Genomic DNA, 22411 nt, shown 5'->3' on the forward strand with positions numbered 1-22411 from the left:
AAAAAGAGTTGGCTTTACACCAACTCTTTTTTGTATATGTATGTTTCGTTACTACTCTGTAAATTTAGAGTGTGTGCTTAAATACTCTTGCACTCCTGGAGAAATGTTAAAGTTATTAGGACTTTTATATTCGATAGTAAACTCTCCGTCTCCACTTGTTTCAAAGGCGATTGCATAGCTATTCATTTTAGCATCGTAAGAAGTGTTTTTGACTTCTGCATCTAGATTAAAATATTTTGTAATATATTCTTTTGATTCCGTAATTGCTGCTTGTTTTCCCCAAGGGGTACCATAATAGGTGAAATAAAGAGATACACTAATAACTCCAATAATAGAAGTTAATAAAATAGTGCCCATAGCTATTTTTTTATTCTTTGTATTCAATTTGGTTACTCCTCTTCATAGTATGTATTCATTTTAACCTATCTTTTCCATAAAACAACTATTAAGAAAAAATAGTTTCACATGAAACAAGTTACAGAAAAAGACAAGATATGTAAACATCTTGTCTTTTTTGTCGTTACATTTTAGGAGCTTCCATTCCAGCCGCAGCCCATTCTTCTTTTGCGGGGCCATATACGCCGGGAACTGTTAAGCCAGCTTGTCGCATTAAAACCGTCATTTGTCCGCGGTGGTGATTTTGATGATTAATGAGTGTCATTAAAAATATAGAATTCGGCATAGGGCGACCAAAGAAGTCATTAATAGTAGCTAAGTCTTTATCAGTCCATTTACTTTGAAGTGTTTCAACAAAAGCCGCGTTTACTTTACGGTATTCATCTGCAATTGTTTTTGCAGAAGTTGGAACAGGATAATCTTTCGTTTCTCCTTCAAACTTTAGCCCTGTGCCAGATAGTATCACAGGAACTGCCGTCACGATGTGCCAAGCAATTCTTCCTAACGTCCAGTGCCCAGGTGCAATTTCCTGTGATAAAGATGCATCGGTTAATGAATCAAGCATTTTCTGAGTAGACTCAGCCTCGTATGTCCATGATTGTAAAAAGCCTTCAATTGTTTGGTACATAGTTATCCCTCCTATTTTTGTTCATAGATTAAATTCGTGAGAGATAATATAATCCCTGTTCCACAAGAAATAATTAATTAAGCATTGCTACAATATGAAAACAATATTAGACCGTAAAGGTGGAAGCGAGTTTCTGCATATAAAGTATAAAAATGATAAGGAATACGTATTATTGGGAAATGCTGATGATTACAGAGAGTTATTTCAAATAGTAGGTAGGTTGAAAATAGCAAATGGAATAGAATTGAGATTACAAGATAAGAAATTAAAGAGAAAGTTAACTTTAAAACGAAGTGTATTCAATGTAATCATGTATTCACTTGTTATATATATTATGTACAAAGCCTATATTAATTTTCTGCCATAATAGGAAAAGACGGCTTCACATATATGAAGTCGTCTTTTAATTAACTTTCTTCCCACTTTTCCTCATCAACCATAAGAAATAAGGTGTTCCAAGTATAGCAACTTTTTTCGCCGGTTTATCTAATTTTGTTTCCCCTTCAGTATGTTTAATTGTTATAGTTTGCTTTTTATCTTCTATCGTTGTTACCTTTTTCTCCTCTTTTTTGCTGTCCGCATTCAACAGCGAATAGAAGAACAACCATGAAAATACTAAGAATTTTCTTCATCTTCTTTCCCAAAATAAGTTTTTTATTCGTAATTATATTTTTAAAATTTTGCTGAAAAATAACGAATTATACGAATATCGTTATGTAAGATTAAAATCCATATGTGTATGAAGAATTTAGAAAAGGAATTTCATTTAACTAGAGAGGCGAAAGTACAAGCAAAAGGAGATAGTATCGCATGTAATAATTATTAGAATGTACGGGATAAATCTATATTTATCTCCACTGAATAAAGCTTTCGGTCTGATTTGATAAATGTTTTTTAATTTCTTACTTGTACTTATAAGATTGAATTTGAAGGAAGGAATCAACATGTCTTCATGGCTCAATAATACAAATGGATATTGTAGTTGTAATAATCAAAATGGTGTACATGTTGATTCGTGTTGTTTTAGTTGTGATGGGACAGTCCCTAAGCTTGGTCCAACAGGTCCAATGGGTTCAACAGGTCCAACGGGAGCAACCGGTTCAACAGGATCAACGGGTTCAACAGGTCCAACCGGAGCGACAGGTTCAACCGGAGCGACAGGTTCAACAGGTCCGACGGGAGCAACAGGTCCAACGGGATCAACGGGTTCAACAGGAGCAACAGGTCCGACGGGTTCAACCGGTCCGACGGGAGCAACCGGAGCAACAGGTCCAACCGGAGCAACAGGAGCAACAGGTTCAACAGGATCAACGGGAGCAACAGGCCCAACGGGAGCGACAGGAATAACGGGAGTAACAGGTCCAACGGGAGCAACCGGTCCGACGGGTTCAACCGGTCCGACGGGAGCAACCGGAGCAACCGGAGCAACAGGAGCAACAGGTCCAACGGGTTCAACCGGTCCGACGGGTTCAACCGGTTCAACAGGTCCAACAGGAGCGACAGGTTCAACAGGAGCAACCGGTTCAACCGGTCCGACGGGAGCGACAGGTTCAACAGGAGTGACAGGTTCAACAGGATCAACGGGTTCAACCGGTCCGACGGGAGCGACAGGTTCAACAGGAGTGACAGGTTCAACAGGAGCAACAGGTCCAACGGGAGCAACGGGTTCAACCGGTTCAACAGGTCCAACGGGAGCAACAGGTCCAACAGGATCAACGGGAGCAACAGGTCCAACGGGATCAACAGGTCCGACGGGAGCAACGGGAGCAACAGGAGTGACAGGTTCAACAGGAGCAACAGGTCCGACGGGTTCAACCGGTCCGACGGGAGCAACAGGAGCAACAGGTCCAACCGGAGCAACAGGAGCAACAGGAGCAACAGGATCAACAGGTTCAACAGGAGTGACAGGTTCAACAGGAGCAACAGGTCCAACGGGAGCAACGGGTTCAACCGGTTCAACAGGTCCAACGGGAGCAACAGGTCCAACAGGATCAACGGGAGCAACAGGTCCAACGGGTTCAACAGGTCCGACGGGTTCAACAGGTCCGACGGGTTCAACAGGTCCAACGGGTTCAACAGGATCAACAGGTCCGACGGGAGCAACAGGTCCAACAGGATCGACAGGATCAACAGGTCCGACGGGAGCAACAGGTCCAACAGGAGCGACGGGAGCAACAGGTACAAGTATCACGGCGACATATGCATTTGCAAATAATACGTCGGGAACAGCGATATCTGTAGTTCTTGGTGGAACGAATGTCCCGCTTCCAAATAATCAAAACATCGGTCCAGGAATTACTGTTTCTGGTGGAAACACAGTATTTACGGTTGCAAATGCTGGTAATTATTATATTTCATATACAATTAATATAACGGCTTCATTATTAGTCAGTTCACGGATTACAATTAATGGAGGGGCACTTGCTGGGACGATTAATGCTCCTGCGGTAGCAACCACATCATTTAGTGCAACAATCATTACAACTCTCGCAGCAGGAGATGCTATTAGCTTGCAATTATTTGGTTTGTTAGCTGTCGCAACATTATCAACAACTACTCCAGGAGCAGTGTTAACGATAATAAGATTAAGTTAAACTATAACTCTCTTACTCTTTTAAGATTAAGAGAGTTTCTACATATAATAAGAAGTTAATGAAGTAAAGCATAGTTATACAAAAGTCAGAATATTATGATTGTAACGCTATGGTGACTATAATATAATGAAAATAACCATCATGAATGAACATTCATTTATTTTTATGTATTTGAAGGGGGAATGAAGGTGGAAAAACCATGGTTGAAAAGTTATCCAGAGGAAATTCCGAGTACGATTTCTTATGATATTCAGCCGCTTCATAGATATGTAGAACAGATGGCTTCTCGCTACCCAGAAAAGAAAGCGCTTCACTTTTTAGGGAAGGATATTACGTTTTCGGACTTCCATGATAAGGTGAAGAGGTTTGCAAATTATCTTCAAAAGCTCGGTGTGGAAAAGGGTGATCGAGTTGCTATTATGTTGCCGAATTGTCCGCAAGCTGTAATTGGTTATTACGGCACATTACTTGCGGGAGGTATCGTAGTACAAACAAATCCACTGTATACAGAGAGAGAATTAGAATATCAGCTTCATGACTCGGGAGCAAAAGTAATTCTTTGTCTCGATTTAGTGTTTCCAAGAGTAACGAATGTTCAATCTGCTACAAAAATTGAGCATATTATCGTAACTCGTATTGCGGACTTTTTACCATTCCCTAAAAATCTATTGTATCCATTTGTGCAGAAAAAACAGTCAAATTTAGTTGTGAAAGTATCAGAGAGTGAAACGATTCATCTTTGGAATTCAGTAGAAAAAGAAGTGAATACGGATGTTGAGGAGCCTTGTGATCCTGAAAATGATCTAGCTCTTTTACAGTACACAGGAGGAACAACCGGATTTCCGAAAGGCGTTATGTTAACGCATAAAAACCTCGTCTCTAACACGTTAATGGGAGTTCAATGGTTATATAATTGCAAAGAAGGAGAAGAAGTCGTTCTTGGGGTTCTTCCATTTTTCCACGTGTACGGCATGACGGCTGTTATGAATTTGAGTGTTATGCAAGGATACAAAATGGTCCTTATTCCAAAGTTTGATATGAAAATGGTTTTTGAAGCGATTAAGAAGCATAAAGTGACACTATTTCCAGGGGCACCAACTATTTATATCGCTCTTTTAAATAGCCCACTTTTAAAAGAATACGATATTTCTTCTATTCGTGCTTGTATTAGTGGATCAGCACCACTGCCAGTAGAAGTACAGGAAAAGTTCGAAACAGTTACAGGTGGTAAACTAGTAGAGGGATATGGTTTAACAGAATCCTCTCCAGTTACACATAGTAATTTTTTATGGGAAAAGCGAGTGCCAGGTAGCATTGGAGTTCCGTGGCCAGATACAGAAGCAATCATTATGTCACTTGAGACTGGTGAGGCATTACCGCCAGGAGAAATAGGGGAAATTGTAGTGAAAGGTCCTCAAATTATGAAAGGATACTGGAATAAGCCAGAGGAAACAGCGGCTGTATTGCAAGATGGCTGGCTCCATACAGGTGATGTTGGCTACATGGATGAAGATGGATTTTTCTATGTAAAAGATCGCAAGAAAGATATGATTGTCGCGAGTGGATTTAATGTGTATCCTCGTGAAGTTGAAGAAGTATTATATGAGCATGAAAAAGTGCAAGAAGTAGTGACAATTGGAGTTCCAGATCCGTACCGAGGAGAGACAGTTAAAGCATTTGTTGTGTTAAAAGAAGGTACGGAGTGCTCTGAGGAAGAATTAAATCAGTTTGCACGTAAATATTTAGCGGCTTATAAAGTGCCGAAAGTATATGAGTTTAGAGATGAATTGCCGAAAACGACAGTAGGGAAAATTTTGCGCCGTGTTCTAATAGATGAAGAGAAGAGAAAGAATGAGGATGAGCAAACGGGCTAAGGCCCTTTCTTTTTGAAAAAATAGGATTGACACTTTTCTAAATAGTCAGTATTATAAGAATATGAATGACTATTCATTCAGTCATCTTCTTGAAGGGGACAGTAAAGTGAAGAAAAATAGACCGAAATACAATCAAATTATTGATGCGGCAGTCATTGTGATTGCGGAGAATGGGTACCACCAAGCGCAAGTTTCTAAAATCGCAAAGCAAGCTGGGGTAGCTGATGGCACGATTTATTTATATTTTAAAAATAAAGAAGATATATTAATATCCTTATTCCAAGAGAAGATGGGAGAATTTGTCGAAACAATTCGTCAAAAAACAGCAGGAATTGAAAGCGCTGTATCGAAGTTATTCATGTTGGTAGAAACGCACTTCTTGCTGTTGTCGCAAAATGATCCTCTTGCTATCGTTACGCAATTAGAGCTGAGGCAGTCCAATCAAGACTTGCGCCTTAAAATAAATGAAGTATTAAAAGGCTACTTACAAGTTATGGATGAGATTTTAGAGACTGGTATAAAACAAGGTGAATTTCAAGCAGATTTAAATGTTCGCGTGGCAAGACAAATGATCTTTGGAACAGTGGATGAAGTTGTGACCAATTGGGTAATGAGCGATCATAAGTATGATCTGGTCGCACTTTCAAAAACGGTACACGGGCTACTTATTGCAGCTTGTGGTTATCGTCAATAATGGGAGGGATCATGTTGAAATTCCTATCTGTAAGAGTTGAAGATCATATCGCGGTGGCGACGTTAAATCACGCACCAGCGAATGCGATGTCTTCACAAGTTATGCATGACGTTACTGAATTAATTGATCAAGTGGAAAAGGATGATAACATTCGTGTTGTTGTTATTCATGGTGAAGGACGTTTCTTCTCAGCGGGAGCAGATATTAAAGAATTTACATCTGTTACTGAAGCGAAGCAAGCAACAGAATTAGCACAGCTTGGACAAGTTACGTTTGAGCGTGTTGAAAAATGTTCAAAACCAGTTATTGCGGCAATTCATGGAGCGGCACTGGGCGGCGGCCTTGAGTTTGCTATGTCTTGCCACATGCGCTTTGCAACTGAAAGTGCAAAACTTGGTTTACCTGAATTAACACTTGGGTTAATTCCTGGCTTTGCAGGTACACAGCGCTTACCACGTTATGTTGGGAAAGCGAAAGCTTGTGAAATGATGTTAACAAGTACACCAATTACTGGTGCAGAAGCATTAAAGTGGGGACTTGTTAACGGATTGTTCTCTGAAGAATCTCTTTTAGATGATACGCTTAAAGTTGCGAAACAAATTGCTGGAAAAAGTCCAGCAACAACTCGTGCTGTACTAGAGTTATTGCAAACGACAAAATCGTCTCATTACTATGAAGGTGTACAACGTGAATCACAGATTTTTGGTGAAGTATTTACGAGTGAAGATGGAAGAGAAGGTGTAGCTGCATTTTTAGAAAAGCGTAAACCTTCATTTAGTGGCAGGTAGTTCAATTATTTTTTTAATATAAATTAACAGAAAATTAAAATTGATAGAATCTTTCTGAAAAACAAGGGGGTAAATGGAATGAACATCTACGTACTCATGAAACGAACATTTGATACAGAAGAAAAAATCGTAATTAAAAACGGTGCAATTTACGATGGCGAAGCGGAATTCATCATCAACCCTTACGATGAATATGCAATTGAAGAAGCAATTCAAGTAAGAGACGCACAAGGTGGAGAAGTTACAGTTGTAACAGTCGGTGGCGAAGATAGTGAGAAAGAACTTCGTACTGCATTAGCAATGGGCTGTGATAAAGCTGTATTAATTAATATTGAAGATGACGTAGAAAATGGTGACCAGTTCACGACAGCAAAAGTGCTTGCTGAATATTTAAAAGATAAAGATGCAGATTTAATTTTAGGCGGAAACGTTGCAATTGATGGTGCATCTGGACAAGTAGGACCACGCGTAGCTGAAGCGTTAAATATTCCGTATGTAACGACAATTACAAAACTTGAAATTGACGGTACAAATGTGAAGATTGAGCGTGATGTTGAAGGTGATACAGAAGTGATTGCAACTTCATTACCAGTTTTAGTAACAGCACAGCAAGGTTTAAATGAACCGCGTTACCCATCGCTTCCAGGTATTATGAAAGCGAAGAAAAAGCCGCTAGAAGAATTAGAATTAGATGATTTAGATTTAGAAGAAGATGATGTGGAAGCAAAGACAAAAACAATTGAAATCTATTTGCCTCCTAAGAAAGATGCAGGAAAAGTGTTACAAGGCGAGCTGCAAGATCAAGTAAAAGAACTTGTATCGTTGCTCCATACAGAAGCGAAAGTAATCTAATAAAATACGAAATTATATATGCAGGAGGGAAAATCTATGGCTCGTAAAGTATTAGTAATGGGTGAAGTTCGTGATGGATCGCTACGTAACGTTTCTTTTGAAGCGGTAGCAGCAGCAAAAACAATTGCAGAAGGCGGTGAAGTAGTAGGTCTTCTAATTGGAGACAGCGTTGCCTCTTTTGCAAATGAATTGATTCATTACGGTGCAGATCGCGTTGTGACAGTTGAAAATGATAAATTAAAATCATATACATCTGATGGTTATGCACAAGCGTTTTTAGCTGTACATGCTGAAGAAAATCCAGAAGGTATTGTCTTTGGACATACAGCACTTGGCAAAGATTTATCACCAAAATTAGCAGCGAAGCTTGAAGCTGGTTTAATTTCTGACGTAACTGCTTTAGAGGTTGAAGGTGGAAATGTTATCTTCACTCGTCCAATTTACTCTGGTAAAGCATTCGAGAAGAAGATTGTAACAGACGGCATCTTATTTGCGACAGTGCGTCCAAATAACATTGCAACTCTGGAAAAAGATGAGTCTCGCAGCGGTGACGTATCTTCTATTACAGTTGATGTGAAAGATTTACGTACAATCATTCAAGATGTTGTCCGTAAAACGGCAGAAGGTGTGGATCTTTCTGAAGCGAAAGTTATTATCGCTGGTGGACGCGGTGTGAAGAGTGAAGAAGGCTTTAAACCATTAAAAGAGTTAGCTGACGTACTAGGCGGCGCTGTTGGGGCATCTCGTGGTGCTTGTGACGCTGAATACTGTGATTACTCATTACAAATTGGTCAAACTGGTAAAGTTGTTACCCCAGACTTATACATTGCATGTGGTATTTCTGGTGCGATTCAGCATTTAGCAGGTATGTCTAACTCAAAAATAATCGTTGCGATTAATAAAGATCCAGAAGCAAGTATCTTTAAAGTAGCTGACTACGGTATTGTCGGTGACTTATTCGAAGTTGTACCTCTTTTAACAGAAGAGTTTAAAAAGTTAAAAGTACATTCATGATTTTAGTACCCTTGAGTTCCAAGTGAAGTACCCCTATATATAGAAAAAGGTGAGAGATCCCCTGTCTCTCATCTTTTTAGTATTTAATCCGTATTTTTATATAGTATAAAGGAACATTTTTTTGTTACAATACATAACGATACATATTATTCGCCACGTATATAAGTTAATGATATACTCTTGGTAGAATATACTTGAAGGAGGAAATAAAATGGCAATTGTAAACGCAAATGACCAAAGCTTCGCAGCAGAAACTAGCGAAGGTGTTGTATTATTAGATTTCTGGGCACCTTGGTGTGGACCTTGTAAAATGATCGCTCCTGTATTAGAGGAAATTGATGCAGAACTAGGCGAAAAAGTAAAAGTAGTAAAAGTAGACGTTGATGAAAACCAAGAAACTGCTCGTCAATTCGAAGTAATGAGCATTCCAGCTCTTTTCGTATTAAAAGACGGTAAAGTAGTTGATCAAGCGTTAGGTTACAAACCGAAAGAAGCGTTAGTAGAATTAGTTTCTAAACACTTCTAAAATAAAAAAGCTACCATTTGGTAGCTTTTTTTATTTTCTTTTTTACAGTCTTTCCGTTACAATAAAAGAACGTATGTTGGGTGTTTGGGCATAGTATGTTTTCAAGGGAAAATAAAAATGCTAAGTATGTAGAAATGGAGGGAGACGAGTGCACGAACATTTGAAAGAGAAGTTGGCTATTTTACCAGATCAACCTGGTTGTTATTTGATGAAAGATAAGCAAGGAACGGTTATATATGTCGGAAAGGCAAAAGTGCTTAAAAATCGTGTGCGCTCGTACTTTACTGGTTCACATGATGGGAAAACACTGCGGCTTGTAGGAGAAATTGTTGATTTTGAATATATTGTAACCTCTTCGAATTTAGAAGCACTTATTTTAGAGTTAAATCTAATTAAAAAATATGATCCGAAATATAATATTCAATTAAAAGATGATAAAACATATCCTTTTATTAAAATTACGGCGGAGAAGCAACCGCGCTTACTCATTACTCGAAACGTAAAAAAGGATAAAGGGAAATATTTTGGTCCTTATCCAAATGCACAATCTGCTCATGAAACGAAAAAACTGCTAGATCGTATGTATCCACTTCGGAAATGCACGAATATGCCAGATAAAGTTTGTTTGTATTATCATATGGGTCAATGTTTAGCACCTTGTGTGAAAGAAGTGACGGAAGAACAAAATAAAGAAATTGTAGATGAAATTATTAAGTTTTTAAATGGTGGACATAAAGAAGTTCGTTCAGAACTAGAAATAAAAATGTATGAGGCTTCAGAGAAACTAGAGTTTGAACGTGCAAAAGAGTTGCGTGATCAAATTGCTCATATTGATGCGATTATGGAAAAACAAAAGATGATTATGAGTGACTTAGTGGATCGTGATGTGTTTGGATATGCAGTGGATAAAGGATGGATGTGTGTTCAAGTTTTCTTCGTTCGAAAAGGAAAGCTAATTGAACGTGATGTTTCTATGTTTCCAATTTACGATGAACCAGAAGAGGGTTTTTTAACGTTTATCGGCCAATTTTATGAAAACAGTAGTCATTTTAAGCCGAAGGAAATTGTCGTTCCAGGAAGTATAGACTCGGAATTAGTAGAGCGCTTTTTAGAAGTGGAAGCGACGCAGCCGAAACGTGGTAAGAAAAAAGACCTTGTAGAATTGGCAAATAAAAATGCGAAGATTGCTCTTGAAGAGAAGTTTTACTTAATTGAACGTGATGAAGAACGAACGATTAAAGCGGTAGATCATTTAGGGAAGCAGCTTGGGATTGAAACGCCATATCGTATTGAAGCGTTTGATAACTCAAATATTCAAGGAACAAATCCCGTTTCTGCAATGATTGCTTTTATCGATGGGAAACCGGCGAAGAAAGAGTATCGAAAATATAAAATTAAAACGGTTCAAGGACCAGATGATTATGAGTCTATGAGAGAAGTTGTGAGGCGCCGTTATACAAGGGCGCTTAAAGAAAATTCACCTTTACCTGATTTGATTATTATTGATGGAGGAAAAGGCCATCTAGCGGCTGCAAGTGATATTTTAGAGAATGAGCTCGGATTATATATTCCGATGGCAGGTCTTGTAAAAGATGATAAACATAAAACCTCCCATTTAATTATTAGGGATCCACCGGAACCTGTGATGCTTGAGAGAAATAGCCAAGAATTTTATTTATTGCAGCGTATTCAAGATGAGGTGCATCGATTTGCGATTACATTCCATCGTCAATTACATGGGAAATCTGTCATTCAATCAGCATTGGATGATATTCCAGGAATCGGTGATAAACGGAAAAAGGTATTGTTAAAACATTTTGGTTCATTAAAGAAGATGAAAGAAGCTTCTATAGAGGAATTTGTCGAAGCGGGTATGCCGAAAAATGTCGCGGAGACGATTTATACGTATTTAACAGATAAGAAGACGTTGTAGTTTACAACGTCTTCTGTTTTTTGGTATAATTTCTGAAGATTTAAAATAAATGAATCTGAATGAAAATACAAAAAAGTCAACTAAACTGATATGTCTAGTTGACTGTAGGTAATGCTTACACTTCAATGAGATCTTTTATATCCCATTTTACAAGAAATGTAATAGAGTCAGAACGTTTTTTCTTTTCTTCGTATGACTCTGCAACGACGTTCCGTTGCTTTTGGATTTGTTCAGCGATGAATCCGGCTTCTAGTTGATAAGAAGAATGTCGTTTTTGTTTTTGACGTTCTGCGATGAGTGTGCCTTTAAGTTGGAACTGCATTTCACGACGCTTATGTTCAACAATGCTTAAAGTGCCCCAGCCAGCTTTTTCAAAGAACTGAATGACTTCTTCAATTGTTTCTAGCGGATATTTTCTTGCAAGGTTTCTACCAGACCAGTATAAAATACCATCTAAATCGTTGCCGATTAAATCAGGTAGTAATTCTTCACGTAGCAATTCATAAGCGAAGGCGTTCAATGAAACATCTTCTAAAGATGTTGTATCGATTGTATTTTTACTCACAATATTCCCCTCTTTCTATAGGGATTATTATATAACATTTCACATTTATAAAAACAGATTTTTCTTTAGGGAAATCTGAATATATAAGAAGAAAAAAAGAATTGGCAAATTATATGCAAATTATGTATACGTTTTCTTGACGCTTCGACAAAAATAGGAGTAAAATGAACTTGGTATCAAATTATGCTGAAATATTTCGAATAATTTTTTCAGTTTTTCTTATGCCAATAGTGAAAAAACATTATTGTCATAAACTAATCTGAAAACAGCAGTCAAACATTCAAGGGGGGTAATGGGGACATGAAAGGCCGCGAGTATACGTTTCGTAAGTGGCACTCATTAATGGGGGTCATCCCGGTTGGTGTCTTTTTGACGCAACATTTAATTGTAAACAACTTTGCAACACGAGGAGCAGAGGCTTTTAACAAAGCTGCAGGCTTTATGGAGCTCCTTCCATTCCGGTATGCGCTAGAAATTTTCATCATCTTTTTACCGATACTGTACCATGCTATATATGGCTTATATATTGCATTTACAGCTAAGAACAATGCGGTTTCTTACGGTTATTTCCGTAACTGGATGTTCGTTTTCCAAAGAATTTCAGGTATCGTTACGCTGATCTTCATTTCTTGGCACGTCTGGGAAACTCGTATTCAAGCAATGTTAGGTAAAGAGGTAAACTATGATATGATGGCAGATATTTTAAACAATCCAGCTATGTTTGCATTCTACTTAGTTGGTGTTGTTTCAACAATTTTCCACTTTGCAAATGGACTATGGACATTCTGCATCAGCTGGGGAATTACAGTATCTCCACGTTCACAAAGAATCTCTACTTATGTAACATTAGCTATTTTCTTAGGTTTATCTTATGTAGGTGTGAGTGCATTATTAGCGTTCATCGATCCACAGCTAGCAAACCAGTAAGGAGTGGGAGAGCATGAAAGGGAAACTTATAGTAGTCGGCGGTGGCTTGGCTGGCTTAATGGCAACGATTAAAGCGGCAGAAGCAGGAGTAAATGTTGAACTGTTTTCTTTAGTACCAGTAAAACGTTCACATTCTGTATGTGCTCAGGGCGGAATTAACGGTGCCGTAAATACAAAAGGTGAAGGGGATTCTCCATGGATCCACTTTGATGATACAATTTATGGTGGGGACTTCTTAGCGAACCAACCACCAGTTAAAGCAATGTGTGAAGCAGCACCTGGTATCATTCATTTAATGGACCGTATGGGTGTTATGTTCAACCGTACGGAAGAAGGACTTCTTGATTTCCGTCGATTTGGTGGAACGCAACATCACCGTACAGCATTTGCTGGTGCAACAACTGGACAGCAATTACTTTACGCATTAGATGAGCAAGTACGTCGTCACGAAGTAGCAGGACTTGTAACGAAATATGAAGGTTGGGATTTCTTACGAGCTGTTGTTGATGATGAAGGTGTGTGCCGAGGAATCGTTGCACAAGACTTACAAACTATGGAGATTAGAAGTTTCGGAGCAGATGCCGTGATTATGGCAACAGGGGGCCCTGGTATCATTTTCGGAAAATCAACAAACTCCATTATCAATACAGGTACAGCAGCTTCTGCTGTATATCAACAAGGCGCATATTATGCAAACGGTGAGTTCATTCAAATTCACCCAACGGCAATTCCTGGAGACGATAAATTACGTCTTATGAGTGAATCTGCACGTGGTGAAGGTGGACGTGTTTGGACATATAAAGATGGTAAACCATGGTACTTCTTAGAAGAAAAATATCCGGCTTACGGAAACCTTGTACCTCGTGACATCGCGACGCGTGAAATCTTTGATGTTTGCGTAGAGCAAAAACTAGGTATTAACGGTGAAAACATGGTGTACTTAGATCTTTCTCATAAAGATCCAAAAGAACTAGATATTAAACTAGGTGGAATTATTGAAATCTATGAGAAATTTACAGGGGATGATCCTCGTAAACTACCGATGAAAATCTTCCCAGCTGTTCACTATTCAATGGGCGGACTATGGGTTGATTATAAACAGATGACAAATATTCCAGGTTTATTTGCAGCAGGTGAGTGTGATTATTCTATGCACGGTGGTAACCGTCTTGGTGCAAACTCACTATTATCAGCAATTTATGGTGGTATGGTAGCAGGACCAAACGCAATTGAGTATATGAAAGGTCTTTCTAAATCATCTGATGCTGTTTCATCTACTGTATATGAGCAAAATGAATTAATCGAAACAGAGAAATTTAACAATATTTTAACGATGGATGGTAACGAAAATGCGTATGTTCTTCATAAAGAGCTTGGAGAATGGATGACAGATAACGTTACAGTAGTTCGTGAAAATAAAAAATTATTAGAAACAGATGCGAAAATTGAAGAATTAATGGCTCGTTACAAACGTATTAACATTAACGATACAGCAAGATGGAGTAACCAAGGTGCTTCATTTACACGCCAACTTGCAAATATGTTTGAGTTAGCACGTGTTATTACAATTGGCGCATATAACCGTAATGAGAGCCGTGGGGCGCATTACAAACCTGAATTCCCAAATCGTGATGATGCAAACTTCTTAAAAACTACGATGGCAAAATTTGAGGGAGAAGGAAATGCACCAGCATTCCATTACGAGGACGTTGATATTTCGTTAATTAAACCACGTAAACGTGATTATTCTTCAAAACACGATGTAGCTGCTAAGGGTGAAGAGAAGGGGGATAAACAACATGTCTGAGAAAACAATCCGCCTCATCATTACGAGACAAGACGGGCCAGATGCGCAAGCGTTTGACCAAGAGTTTGAAATTCCATATCGTCCGAATATGAATATTATCTCAGCACTTATGGAAATCCGTCGTAATCCTGTTGATTCAAAAGGGAACCAAACAACTCCGATTGCATGGGATATGAACTGCTTAGAGGAAGTATGTGGTGCATGTTCGATGGTGATTAACGGAAAACCACGTCAATCATGTACGGCACTTATCGATCAATTAGAGCAACCAATTCGCTTAAAACCGATGAAGACATTCCCGGTTGTACGTGACTTGCAAGTTGATCGTAGTCGCATGTTTAATGCTCTAAAACGCGTTAAAGCGTGGATTCCAATTGATGGTACGTATGACCTAGGTCCAGGACCAAGAATGCCTGAGAAAAAGCGTCAATGGGCTTATGAGCTTTCAAAATGCATGACATGTGGTGTTTGCTTAGAATCATGTCCAAACGTAAACAGTAAGTCTGACTTTATTGGACCAGCACCGTTATCACAAGCTCGCTTATTCAACTCACATCCAACGGGTGAAATGCATAAAGCAGATCGCTTACGTGCAATTATGGGAGATGGAGGACTAGCAAACTGTGGTAACTCTCAAAACTGTGTGCAATCATGTCCGAAGGGTATTCCTTTAACAACTTCAATTGCGGCATTAAACCGTGATACAACAATTCAATCGTTCAAAGATTTCTTTGGTAGCGATAATAACTATTAATAAATATTGCCTCTTCATATCGAAGAGGCAATATTTATAACTTTATTTTTCTGTTTATTCTGTTTATTTAAAGGTGAAAAGGGGAGATAACAATGAAGAGGATTTCTTATATTGAAGACTTTGAGCAATGGGAAAGTGGTTTTTCGTTTTACAACCCTGTAAAGGTTCGTTTTGGTGAAGTAGATATGTTTGGACATGTAAATAATGTCGTTGCTTTTACTTATTTTGAAGAAGCTCGTATTGCGTTGTTTAAAGAACTTGGATTTATGCAAGAGTGGACACATGCATCATCAGAAACGATGATCGTTGTTGCGGATTTACAATGTAATTTTATTAAGCAAATATATTTTGATGAACAGCTGAAGGTGTATGTAAAGGCAGGATCGGTCGGGAATTCTTCTTTAGATTTACATTATATGGTGAAGAATGCAGCAGGAGAGGTTTGTTTAGTAGGTCGTGGAATGATGGTTCAAGCGTCGAAAAAAACAGGAAGAGGCGAACCATGGCCTGAAGAATGGAAGAAGAAATTACTACAATAATAGAGTGAAAGAAAAATAAGAGAGCAATTTGCTCTCTTATTTTTTGTCTTCCATCGCTTCTTCTAATGTTAAGTGATGTTTATATAGGTATGTAGCGTATGGATTACCAACGTAGCGTAAGTGCCATGGTTCATATGCATATTCTGTTGTATCTGTTTTATCTTCTAAGTAACGAATGACAAAGCCGAATTCATGAGCGTGTTCTGCGACCCATTTTCCTTCTGCTGTCTCCCCGAAGATAGGCTCTAATTGAAATTTAGCTGATTTTGAACTAATATCCATTGCTAAACCCGTTTGGTGTTCACTTGTACCAGGAATTGCGCTTACCGAATTAGCTTCGGCTTTTCCTTGGCGTCTAACGTATGTATCATGCAACGATTTTTGGCGTTTGTATGAACGATAACCAGATACAGCTGTAAGATCAAGCCCTTCTTTTTTCGCAGCTTTAAACATGTTTTCAAGTGCCTCTGCAGCATCTTTTCGCAGCAATGTTTTTTCTTTATCTTTTGGACTAATAAATGGTACATTTGGTCTCGTTAAGTCTTCAGGAATGTATCCATCTGGTAGTTTTCGATGTTTATTAATTAAGACAAGATTAGATTTGGGATTTGTTACCACTGAAAAGTCATTGTCTATTTTCTTTGCATTATGATCAGCTTTTGGAAAAGCAGGAATCTCTTCTTTTTTATGGTTATTATGCTTTTGACTTTCGACAGCTTTTGCTTCATTATGTAGTGGTGTTTTAGAACCAAAGTAAGCGAAAGATGTGATCCCGATTACAATAGTAGTGGCAGAAATAATTATTATCTTTTTCATGATGCCTTGTAATCACAGTCCCTTCTTAATAAAATGTGTAATGTTTTTTTTATTATAAATCTAGTTTGTTGGAAAAGGAATATAAGAGTCATAACGTAATAGAAATGCAAAGAAAATGTCAGAAAATGTGTGAATTTGTAGTATTTTTTTATATAATTCATTTCTTATCTTTCATGAAATGCATTTTTTATGTAATATATATACATAAGAAGATGTAGCGATTATCGAGAATAGAGAACTTCTTGTATAGACTGGGAGTGAATGGGAATGGATTTTGCAACAATTATTGGACTTATTTTAGGATTTGTAGCAGTGGTAGTAGGGATGGTCGTCAAGGGCGCTGACATAACAGCCTTATTAAATCCTGCCGCAGCATTAATTATTTTTATCGGTACATTTGCTGCAGTATGTATTGCATTTCCGATGAATCAACTAAAAAGGGTTCCAAAACTATTTAAAGTTCTTTTTGGTTCAAATAAAAAGGATTTAAGTTATGAACAGTTGCTAGAATTATTTGTTCATTGGACATCTGAAAGTAGAAAATACGGTATTTTGTCTTTAGAGCAACAATTAGACAAAATTCAAGATGAATTTCTTTTGCGCGGTATGAAATTTGTGATTGATGGCGTATCCGCAGAAGATTTGGAGCAGATTTTGGAATCTGAATTAGAGGCAATTGAAGAAAGACATGCAAAGGGAGCTGCTATTTTTTCACAAGCTGGTACGTATGCACCGACATTAGGAGTTTTAGGTGCTGTTATCGGTCTTGTAGCTGCGCTTGGTAACTTAACTGATATTGAAAAGTTAGGTCATGCTATTTCGGGTGCGTTTATTGCAACGATTTTTGGTATTTTTTCAGGTTATGTATTATGGCATCCATTTGCAAATAAGTTAAAGCAAAAATCTTCAGCTGAAATTGAGAAAAAACGTTTAATCATTGATTGTTTATTAATGTTACAAGAAGGTACATATCCGTTTATTATGAAGAACCGCATTTTAGGTGCACTTTCTGCAACTGAGCGTAAAAAGCTAGAAAAAGGAGCAGAAAAAAATGCGGAGTAAGAAAAATAGAAGAGGCAAAAAGAAAAAACATGATGAGCATATCGATGAAACATGGTTAATCCCATATTCTGATATGTTAACGTTGTTATTTGCATTGTTTATCGTTTTATTCGCAATGAGTAGTATAGATGCTGCGAAGTTTAAACAGATGGCAGTTGCTTTTCGAAGTGAATTAGCTGGGGGAACAGGTAACAAAGAATTTTTAAGTGATCAAAAGCCAAATGATGAAAAAGAATTATCAGCAAGTAGCCTTGAGGCAGAACAAACAAAAAAACAAGAAGAAGCTAGAGCTAAAGAAAAAAAAGAGATGGATGAATTGAAAGCATTACAAAAAAAGATTGATCAATATATTAATGAAAAACAATTATCCTCTTCTTTTCAAACTAAATTAACTGAAAAGGGATTAATGGTGACAATATTAGAAAATATACTGTTTGATTCGGGGAAAGCAGATGTGAAATTAGAATCTTTAGGGATTGCAAAAGAGATGTCTAGCTTACTTGTTTCAGCGTCACCTCGTGAAATTACAGTATCGGGTCATACGGATAATGTCCCTATTGCCAATGCGCAGTTTGCGTCGAATTGGGAATTAAGTACGCAGCGGGCAGTTAATTTTATGCAAGTATTACTGCAAAATAAAGAATTACAACCAGAAAAATTTAGTGCGATTGGATACGGAGAATACCGTTCAATTGCTCCAAACGATACACAAGAAGGAAAGGCAAAGAATAGACGTGTGGAAGTATTTATCTTGCCTTTAACAGAGAAAGTAAAATAAAAGAGGATGGCATTCGCCATCCTCTTTTATTTTACTTCAAATGATTTTAAGTTGTCGCGACGGATTTTATCTTTTTCTGCATCTGATTTTTTGAAATCATAATCATATAAAGCGCCTTCCCAATCGCCATACATTGGATTCGGGAAAATAATGAATTTCTCACCAAATTGTGCTTTTGAATCTGCTACTGTTTGGTTACGATCTTTTACAGATTTTCCATCAAAACCTGTGAAATCAGATAAGTTATCACCGAAGAATAAGACAATATCATGAGTTTGAGAAACGAGTTCACGGCGTTTTTCTTTTCCTTTTTCTTTCGGATCTTGTAGTAATATATGTTCTTTCGTTGCTTGAGGAGCACCTACACGCTCAAGATTTTTAATTGTCGCATCTAGTTGATTCGTTTTACGATTTGAGATGTAGTAAATATCTACACCTTTAGACTCTGTATATTTTAAGAAATCAATTGCGCCTGGAAGGGCTTCAGCCTCAGCTTTGTTAATCCAATCATCCCATTTGTAAGGATAGCCTTTGCCTGTTTTTACGCTCATTGCTTGATGAGGACTGTTATCTAAAACAGTTTCGTCTAAATCAAGCACGATAGCAGGTTTTTTCTCTGTCCCTTTTGCAAGAATTGCATCAAGCTTTAATTGACCAATGTTGTACCCTTGGTAGTAAAGTGCTTTCGTTTCACCGGCTGTTTGATACCATAAATCAGCCATTAATTGTTGTTCTGTTAATTTTACTTTCTCTTCTTTTGCCACTGTTTTCTCTGGTGTTCCTGAACATGCTACAAGTGATGTAGATAGAACCGCTACAGATAATAAAGTGGTAATGCCCCTCTTCATCTTCATATGTATCCTCCTTGATGTTAGAAAATCATTTTATATTATATATTAAAATATAATATTTTTATATGAACATTTGCATATTGTCTTTTGTATATATAGTAGTATGTCCTATATTAGAAAGATGAGCAAAATAATAATAGTTGTTTTGACAATTTTTATTGTCGTAATGACAATTATAATTGACAAAAAGAACTTTGTTATTTACAATTTTAACTAAATAGAACAAATGATGGATTAATGACGATGTTTACATATAAGAGGATGAAGCGTGGGGCTATATTTTGTCTTGAATAAACATAGTCTTTGAAAGAGAGTACGAATGATACTAAAGGGGAGGCTTTATACTTGAGTTTACAAATTCAAAACTTAACGAAACAATTTGGGGAATCAAAAGCAGTTAACGGTTTGCAAATTTTGTTACCAAAAGGTGAAGTACTAGGGTTACTTGGACGAAATGGTGCAGGGAAAACAACAACAATCAAAATGCTTCTCGGATTATTAACGCCTAATGAAGGTTCGATTACATGGGATGGAAAAGCATTTGGAAATAGTGGTGTAACAATTGGGTATTTACCAGAAGAAAGAGGTTTATATACAAAAAGTAGAGTAATAGATCAGCTGCGATATTTTGGTAGATTAGAAGGAATGTCGAAGAAAGAAGTAGATCATGCTATTGATCACTGGTTAGAGCGTTTAGCGATACCAGAATATAAATTTAAAACGGCTGGAGAGCTTTCAAAAGGGAATCAGCAAAAAATCCAATTAATTGCTGCTCTTCTTCATAATCCGGAACTTCTCATTTTAGATGAACCATTCAGCGGTCTTGATCCAGTTAATGCTGGGATGTTAGCTAGTATTATTGAAGAACAAGTACAGAGCGGAAAGACGATTATTTTATCAAGTCATCGTATGGAACAAGTAGAGGCTTTTTGCCAACATGTATGTATTTTGAAAAAAGGTGAAGCAGTCGTAAAAGGACAGCTAAGTGATATTAAGAAAGAATACGGTTTCCGTAATTTAACGATTGAAGATACAGTAGAGAATGAAAAGGGATTAGAAGCTATACATGTATCGTATGAAAAACAACAAGGCCTTCTTTATGTGAAAGTACAAGACGATGCGGAAGCTCTCAAGATTTTGCAACAGTTGCAAGAGCAAGGTGTTAGCTTACGACAATTCAAAATGTTAGAGCCGACGTTAAACGAAATCTTTGTAGAGAGGGCGAAATAACGATGCGTAAATTTTCTCACGTATTTTCATTTTATTTTAGGGAAGCATTTTTATCTAAAAAATCATTAATTACGAGTGCGATTTTATTTTTAGTTGTGTTTGGGATTTTTGCATTTAATCATTTTACTTCAGGCGATGATAAAAATAAGGATAAAGATAAAATTGCAGTTGTAGTAGAGAGTTCCACATATAAAGTACAAAAAGATGAGCTAAATAAGCTATTGCCATCAGCAAAAATAACAATTGGTTCAAAGGATGATTTTGATAAACTGCATAAGCAAGTAGAAGAAGGCGATTTAGATGGTCTATTCCATGTGACGGAAAAGGATGGGGCTCCATCGATTACATATATGTATAATGGATTTCCAAGCCAAGCAACTTCTGCAATTATGGCAGGATATTTAAAGCAACAATATACGATGGTGACGATTGCCAAAAATAATGTTTCACCAGAAATTGCACAGCAATTACAAACAGAAATTCAAGTAAAGCAAGAAGCGATAAAAGATCGTACATCTTCTTTCGGAATTGCCTATTTCTTTACATTTGCTTTATATATGTTTATTGTAGCGTTCGGAAATACAATCGCAATGAATATTGCATCTGAAAAGGCGTCACGTGTAATGGAAGTAATGCTTCCGAAAGTGAAGCCTCTTACGATGATGTATGCGAAAATTTTAGCGGTTGTTTCAACGGCGTTATTGCAACTTGTCATATTGGCGTGTGGTTATCTTATTCCATATTTGTTAGGTTGGGTCGATTTAGAAAGTGCCTCACTACTTGGTATTCCAATTGACTTTACGAAATTAGATGCAAAGGTTATCAGCATGTTTCTTGTTTATTTCATTACGGGATATTTACTTTATGCGATGATGTATGCTGCTGCTGGAGCTGTCGTGTCTAAGACGGAGGATTTACAAGCTGTATCTTTCCCGGTAATGATTTTAATTATGGCTGCATTCTTTATTAGTATTAAATCATTAAGTGATCCGAATAGTACTATCGTCGTTGTAAGTTCTTACATTCCATTCTTTACACCGATGGTTACCTTCTCACGTATTGTAGCTGGTGAAGCAGGTATGCTAGAAATTACGATAACATTAGCAGTCTTATTGGCGACAATTGCGGTATTAAATGCTGTTACAAGCCGCATTTACGTAAACGGCGTAATGAATTACTCAGATAAAGTAAAATTTAAAGATTTAGCGAAATTTATAAAGCGTCAATAATGAGAGAAAAGCGTGATTTCTTATTGAAATCATGCTTTTTCTTTATGTATAAATTAAAAATAGTATATAATGATAAGAGTCGTCTTTTAATAGAATGAATAAAAAGGAGGGTGTGCAGATGGGGATTAGTAGTCGTTTTACAGTAGGTGTTCATATGCTGACATTACTTGCGATAGATCGAAACTCTCGCTGTACCTCTGAATGGATTGCCGGTAGTGTGAATACAAATCCAGTTGTGATTCGTCGCATTACAGGAATGTTGAAGAGAGCAGGACTTGTTGATGTACAAGCTGGTAAAGGTGGTACGACACTTGCTCGAGATTTAGAAGAAATTACATTACTTGATGTATATAAAGCAGTGGAAGTTGTAGAAGAAGGACAGCTATTTTCCTTCCATGAAAATCCCAACATTGAATGTCCAGTAGGAGCTAATATTCAATCAGTATTAGAAATTATTTTAATGCAAGCGCAAGAAGCGATGGAAAACGTACTTGCAAATGTAACGGTAGATCAATTAGTTACAAATTTAAAGTCTAAAATGAAAGAATAAAAAA

22 protein-coding genes and 2 pseudogenes are annotated in these 22411 nt (G+C 37.4%); 18 read left to right on the forward strand and 6 right to left on the reverse strand.

Going from position 1 to position 22411, the window contains the following annotated elements; genetic code table 11:
• Positions 1 to 51: 51 nt before the first annotated feature.
• The gene (locus AB6801_RS07835; protein ID WP_097998801.1) at positions 52 to 384 is read right to left on the reverse strand and encodes a YfjL-like protein; all 333 of its coding nucleotides are present in this window, start codon (positions 382 to 384) and stop codon (positions 52 to 54) included.
• Between the two features lie 136 nt (positions 385 to 520).
• On the reverse strand, positions 521 to 1024 hold the full coding sequence (locus AB6801_RS07840) for a DinB family protein (RefSeq protein WP_000284977.1): 504 nt from the start codon (positions 1022 to 1024) through the stop codon (positions 521 to 523).
• Between the two features lie 94 nt (positions 1025 to 1118).
• Here AB6801_RS07840 and AB6801_RS07845 point away from each other — a divergent pair.
• Positions 1119 to 1391: pseudogene (locus AB6801_RS07845) on the forward strand (septation ring formation regulator EzrA); the annotation flags it as partial.
• A 78-nt stretch (positions 1392 to 1469) separates the two neighbouring features.
• Here AB6801_RS07845 and AB6801_RS07850 read toward each other — a convergent pair.
• Positions 1470 to 1656, reverse strand: a pseudogene (locus AB6801_RS07850) (ABC transporter substrate-binding protein); the annotation flags it as partial.
• A 312-nt stretch (positions 1657 to 1968) separates the two neighbouring features.
• Here AB6801_RS07850 and AB6801_RS31250 point away from each other — a divergent pair.
• From AB6801_RS31250 to uvrC, 8 genes are all read left to right on the forward strand, one after another.
• Entirely contained in the window at positions 1969 to 3618 is a 1650-nt protein-coding gene (locus AB6801_RS31250) for a BclA C-terminal domain-containing protein (RefSeq protein ID WP_098340795.1), read from the forward strand.
• A gap of 188 nt (positions 3619 to 3806) precedes the next feature.
• The gene (locus AB6801_RS07865; RefSeq protein WP_000414742.1) at positions 3807 to 5492 is read left to right on the forward strand and encodes a long-chain-fatty-acid--CoA ligase; all 1686 of its coding nucleotides are present in this window, start codon (positions 3807 to 3809) and stop codon (positions 5490 to 5492) included.
• 106 nt (positions 5493 to 5598) lie between these two features.
• Positions 5599 to 6186: a fatty acid metabolism transcriptional regulator FadR gene (locus tag AB6801_RS07870; RefSeq protein WP_000742223.1), complete on the forward strand. Its 588-nt coding sequence runs from the start codon at positions 5599 to 5601 to the stop codon at positions 6184 to 6186.
• Between the two features lie 11 nt (positions 6187 to 6197).
• The gene (locus AB6801_RS07875; RefSeq protein WP_000911292.1) at positions 6198 to 6974 is read left to right on the forward strand and encodes an enoyl-CoA hydratase; all 777 of its coding nucleotides are present in this window, start codon (positions 6198 to 6200) and stop codon (positions 6972 to 6974) included.
• Positions 6975 to 7052: 78 nt separating this feature from the next.
• On the forward strand, positions 7053 to 7826 hold the full coding sequence (gene etfB / locus AB6801_RS07880) for an electron transfer flavoprotein subunit beta (RefSeq protein WP_001029028.1): 774 nt from the start codon (positions 7053 to 7055) through the stop codon (positions 7824 to 7826).
• Between the two features lie 36 nt (positions 7827 to 7862).
• A complete protein-coding gene (gene etfA, locus AB6801_RS07885) occupies positions 7863 to 8840 on the forward strand; it encodes an electron transfer flavoprotein subunit alpha (RefSeq protein WP_000101943.1) in 978 nt (325 codons plus the stop codon).
• Between the two features lie 211 nt (positions 8841 to 9051).
• The gene (gene trxA, locus AB6801_RS07890; protein WP_001018943.1) at positions 9052 to 9366 is read left to right on the forward strand and encodes a thioredoxin; all 315 of its coding nucleotides are present in this window, start codon (positions 9052 to 9054) and stop codon (positions 9364 to 9366) included.
• A 148-nt stretch (positions 9367 to 9514) separates the two neighbouring features.
• Positions 9515 to 11299 carry an excinuclease ABC subunit C gene (gene uvrC, locus AB6801_RS07895; protein ID WP_370941049.1) on the forward strand — a complete coding sequence of 595 codons (1785 nt, stop codon included), beginning with the start codon at positions 9515 to 9517 and terminating at the stop codon, positions 11297 to 11299.
• A 115-nt stretch (positions 11300 to 11414) separates the two neighbouring features.
• Here the strand turns inward: uvrC and AB6801_RS07900 are convergent, their stop codons facing one another.
• Positions 11415 to 11864: a YslB family protein gene (locus tag AB6801_RS07900; protein WP_000042226.1), complete on the reverse strand. Its 450-nt coding sequence runs from the start codon at positions 11862 to 11864 to the stop codon at positions 11415 to 11417.
• Between the two features lie 300 nt (positions 11865 to 12164).
• Between AB6801_RS07900 and sdhC the strand changes: the two genes are divergently transcribed.
• The 4 genes from sdhC (at position 12165) to AB6801_RS07920 (ending at position 15891) form a co-directional block, all read left to right on the forward strand.
• A complete protein-coding gene (gene sdhC, locus AB6801_RS07905) occupies positions 12165 to 12791 on the forward strand; it encodes a succinate dehydrogenase cytochrome B558 (protein ID WP_000678354.1) in 627 nt (208 codons plus the stop codon).
• Positions 12792 to 12804: 13 nt separating this feature from the next.
• A complete protein-coding gene (gene sdhA, locus AB6801_RS07910) occupies positions 12805 to 14598 on the forward strand; it encodes a succinate dehydrogenase flavoprotein subunit (RefSeq protein ID WP_000676750.1) in 1794 nt (597 codons plus the stop codon).
• On the forward strand, positions 14591 to 15352 hold the full coding sequence (sdhB, locus tag AB6801_RS07915) for a succinate dehydrogenase iron-sulfur subunit (RefSeq protein ID WP_001291827.1): 762 nt from the start codon (positions 14591 to 14593) through the stop codon (positions 15350 to 15352). The genes sdhA and sdhB overlap by 8 nt, the downstream gene beginning before the upstream one ends.
• 92 nt (positions 15353 to 15444) lie before the next feature.
• The gene (locus AB6801_RS07920; protein WP_000822734.1) at positions 15445 to 15891 is read left to right on the forward strand and encodes an acyl-CoA thioesterase; all 447 of its coding nucleotides are present in this window, start codon (positions 15445 to 15447) and stop codon (positions 15889 to 15891) included.
• Positions 15892 to 15927: 36 nt separating this feature from the next.
• Here AB6801_RS07920 and AB6801_RS07925 read toward each other — a convergent pair whose 3' ends face one another.
• Positions 15928 to 16707, reverse strand: a complete 780-nt coding sequence (locus tag AB6801_RS07925; protein WP_000720201.1) for a M15 family metallopeptidase — start codon at positions 16705 to 16707, stop codon at positions 15928 to 15930.
• Positions 16708 to 16974: 267 nt separating this feature from the next.
• Between AB6801_RS07925 and motA the strand changes: the two genes are divergently transcribed.
• On the forward strand, positions 16975 to 17769 hold the full coding sequence (gene motA, locus AB6801_RS07930) for a flagellar motor stator protein MotA (protein WP_000344853.1): 795 nt from the start codon (positions 16975 to 16977) through the stop codon (positions 17767 to 17769).
• Positions 17759 to 18547, forward strand: coding sequence for a flagellar motor protein MotB (motB, locus tag AB6801_RS07935; protein ID WP_001256735.1), 789 nt, complete (start codon positions 17759 to 17761; stop codon positions 18545 to 18547). The genes motA and motB overlap by 11 nt, the downstream gene beginning before the upstream one ends.
• A gap of 26 nt (positions 18548 to 18573) precedes the next feature.
• Here the strand turns inward: motB and AB6801_RS07940 are convergent, their stop codons facing one another.
• A complete protein-coding gene (locus AB6801_RS07940; protein WP_000782768.1) occupies positions 18574 to 19401 on the reverse strand; it encodes a 5'-nucleotidase, lipoprotein e(P4) family in 828 nt (275 codons plus the stop codon).
• Positions 19402 to 19743: 342 nt separating this feature from the next.
• On the opposite strand from AB6801_RS07940, the gene AB6801_RS07945 reads away from it, so the two are divergent.
• The 3 genes from AB6801_RS07945 (at position 19744) to AB6801_RS07955 (ending at position 22407) form a co-directional block, all read left to right on the forward strand.
• Positions 19744 to 20628: an ABC transporter ATP-binding protein gene (locus AB6801_RS07945; RefSeq protein WP_053514512.1), complete on the forward strand. Its 885-nt coding sequence runs from the start codon at positions 19744 to 19746 to the stop codon at positions 20626 to 20628.
• Between the two features lie 2 nt (positions 20629 to 20630).
• Positions 20631 to 21857: an ABC transporter permease gene (locus tag AB6801_RS07950; protein ID WP_065703106.1), complete on the forward strand. Its 1227-nt coding sequence runs from the start codon at positions 20631 to 20633 to the stop codon at positions 21855 to 21857.
• A gap of 118 nt (positions 21858 to 21975) precedes the next feature.
• Positions 21976 to 22407, forward strand: a complete 432-nt coding sequence (locus AB6801_RS07955) for an Rrf2 family transcriptional regulator (RefSeq protein ID WP_000512998.1) — start codon at positions 21976 to 21978, stop codon at positions 22405 to 22407.
• Positions 22408 to 22411 lie beyond the last annotated feature (4 nt).

This window comes from Bacillus sp. RCC_6_1, from assembly GCF_041360755.1.
Lineage (GTDB): Bacteria > Bacillota > Bacilli > Bacillales > Bacillaceae_G > Bacillus_A > Bacillus_A cereus.

Excerpts from the sequence above, each read along its gene's own strand:
- AB6801_RS07840 (WP_000284977.1), bottom strand. The coding sequence starts at position 1,024 with ATGTACCAAACAATTGAAGGCTTTTTACAATCATGGACATACGAGGCT.
- AB6801_RS31250 (WP_098340795.1), top strand. The coding sequence starts at position 1,969 with ATGTCTTCATGGCTCAATAATACAAATGGATATTGTAGTTGTAATAAT.
- AB6801_RS07875 (WP_000911292.1), top strand. The coding sequence starts at position 6,198 with ATGTTGAAATTCCTATCTGTAAGAGTTGAAGATCATATCGCGGTGGCG.
- etfB (WP_001029028.1), top strand. The coding sequence starts at position 7,053 with ATGAACATCTACGTACTCATGAAACGAACATTTGATACAGAAGAAAAA.
- etfA (WP_000101943.1), top strand. The coding sequence starts at position 7,863 with ATGGCTCGTAAAGTATTAGTAATGGGTGAAGTTCGTGATGGATCGCTA.
- trxA (WP_001018943.1), top strand. The coding sequence starts at position 9,052 with ATGGCAATTGTAAACGCAAATGACCAAAGCTTCGCAGCAGAAACTAGC.
- sdhC (WP_000678354.1), top strand. The coding sequence starts at position 12,165 with ATGAAAGGCCGCGAGTATACGTTTCGTAAGTGGCACTCATTAATGGGG.
- sdhA (WP_000676750.1), top strand. The coding sequence starts at position 12,805 with ATGAAAGGGAAACTTATAGTAGTCGGCGGTGGCTTGGCTGGCTTAATG.
- sdhB (WP_001291827.1), top strand. The coding sequence starts at position 14,591 with ATGTCTGAGAAAACAATCCGCCTCATCATTACGAGACAAGACGGGCCA.
- AB6801_RS07920 (WP_000822734.1), top strand. The coding sequence starts at position 15,445 with ATGAAGAGGATTTCTTATATTGAAGACTTTGAGCAATGGGAAAGTGGT.
- AB6801_RS07925 (WP_000720201.1), bottom strand. The coding sequence starts at position 16,707 with ATGAAAAAGATAATAATTATTTCTGCCACTACTATTGTAATCGGGATC.
- motA (WP_000344853.1), top strand. The coding sequence starts at position 16,975 with ATGGATTTTGCAACAATTATTGGACTTATTTTAGGATTTGTAGCAGTG.
- motB (WP_001256735.1), top strand. The coding sequence starts at position 17,759 with ATGCGGAGTAAGAAAAATAGAAGAGGCAAAAAGAAAAAACATGATGAG.
- AB6801_RS07940 (WP_000782768.1), bottom strand. The coding sequence starts at position 19,401 with ATGAAGATGAAGAGGGGCATTACCACTTTATTATCTGTAGCGGTTCTA.
- AB6801_RS07950 (WP_065703106.1), top strand. The coding sequence starts at position 20,631 with ATGCGTAAATTTTCTCACGTATTTTCATTTTATTTTAGGGAAGCATTT.
- AB6801_RS07955 (WP_000512998.1), top strand. The coding sequence starts at position 21,976 with ATGGGGATTAGTAGTCGTTTTACAGTAGGTGTTCATATGCTGACATTA.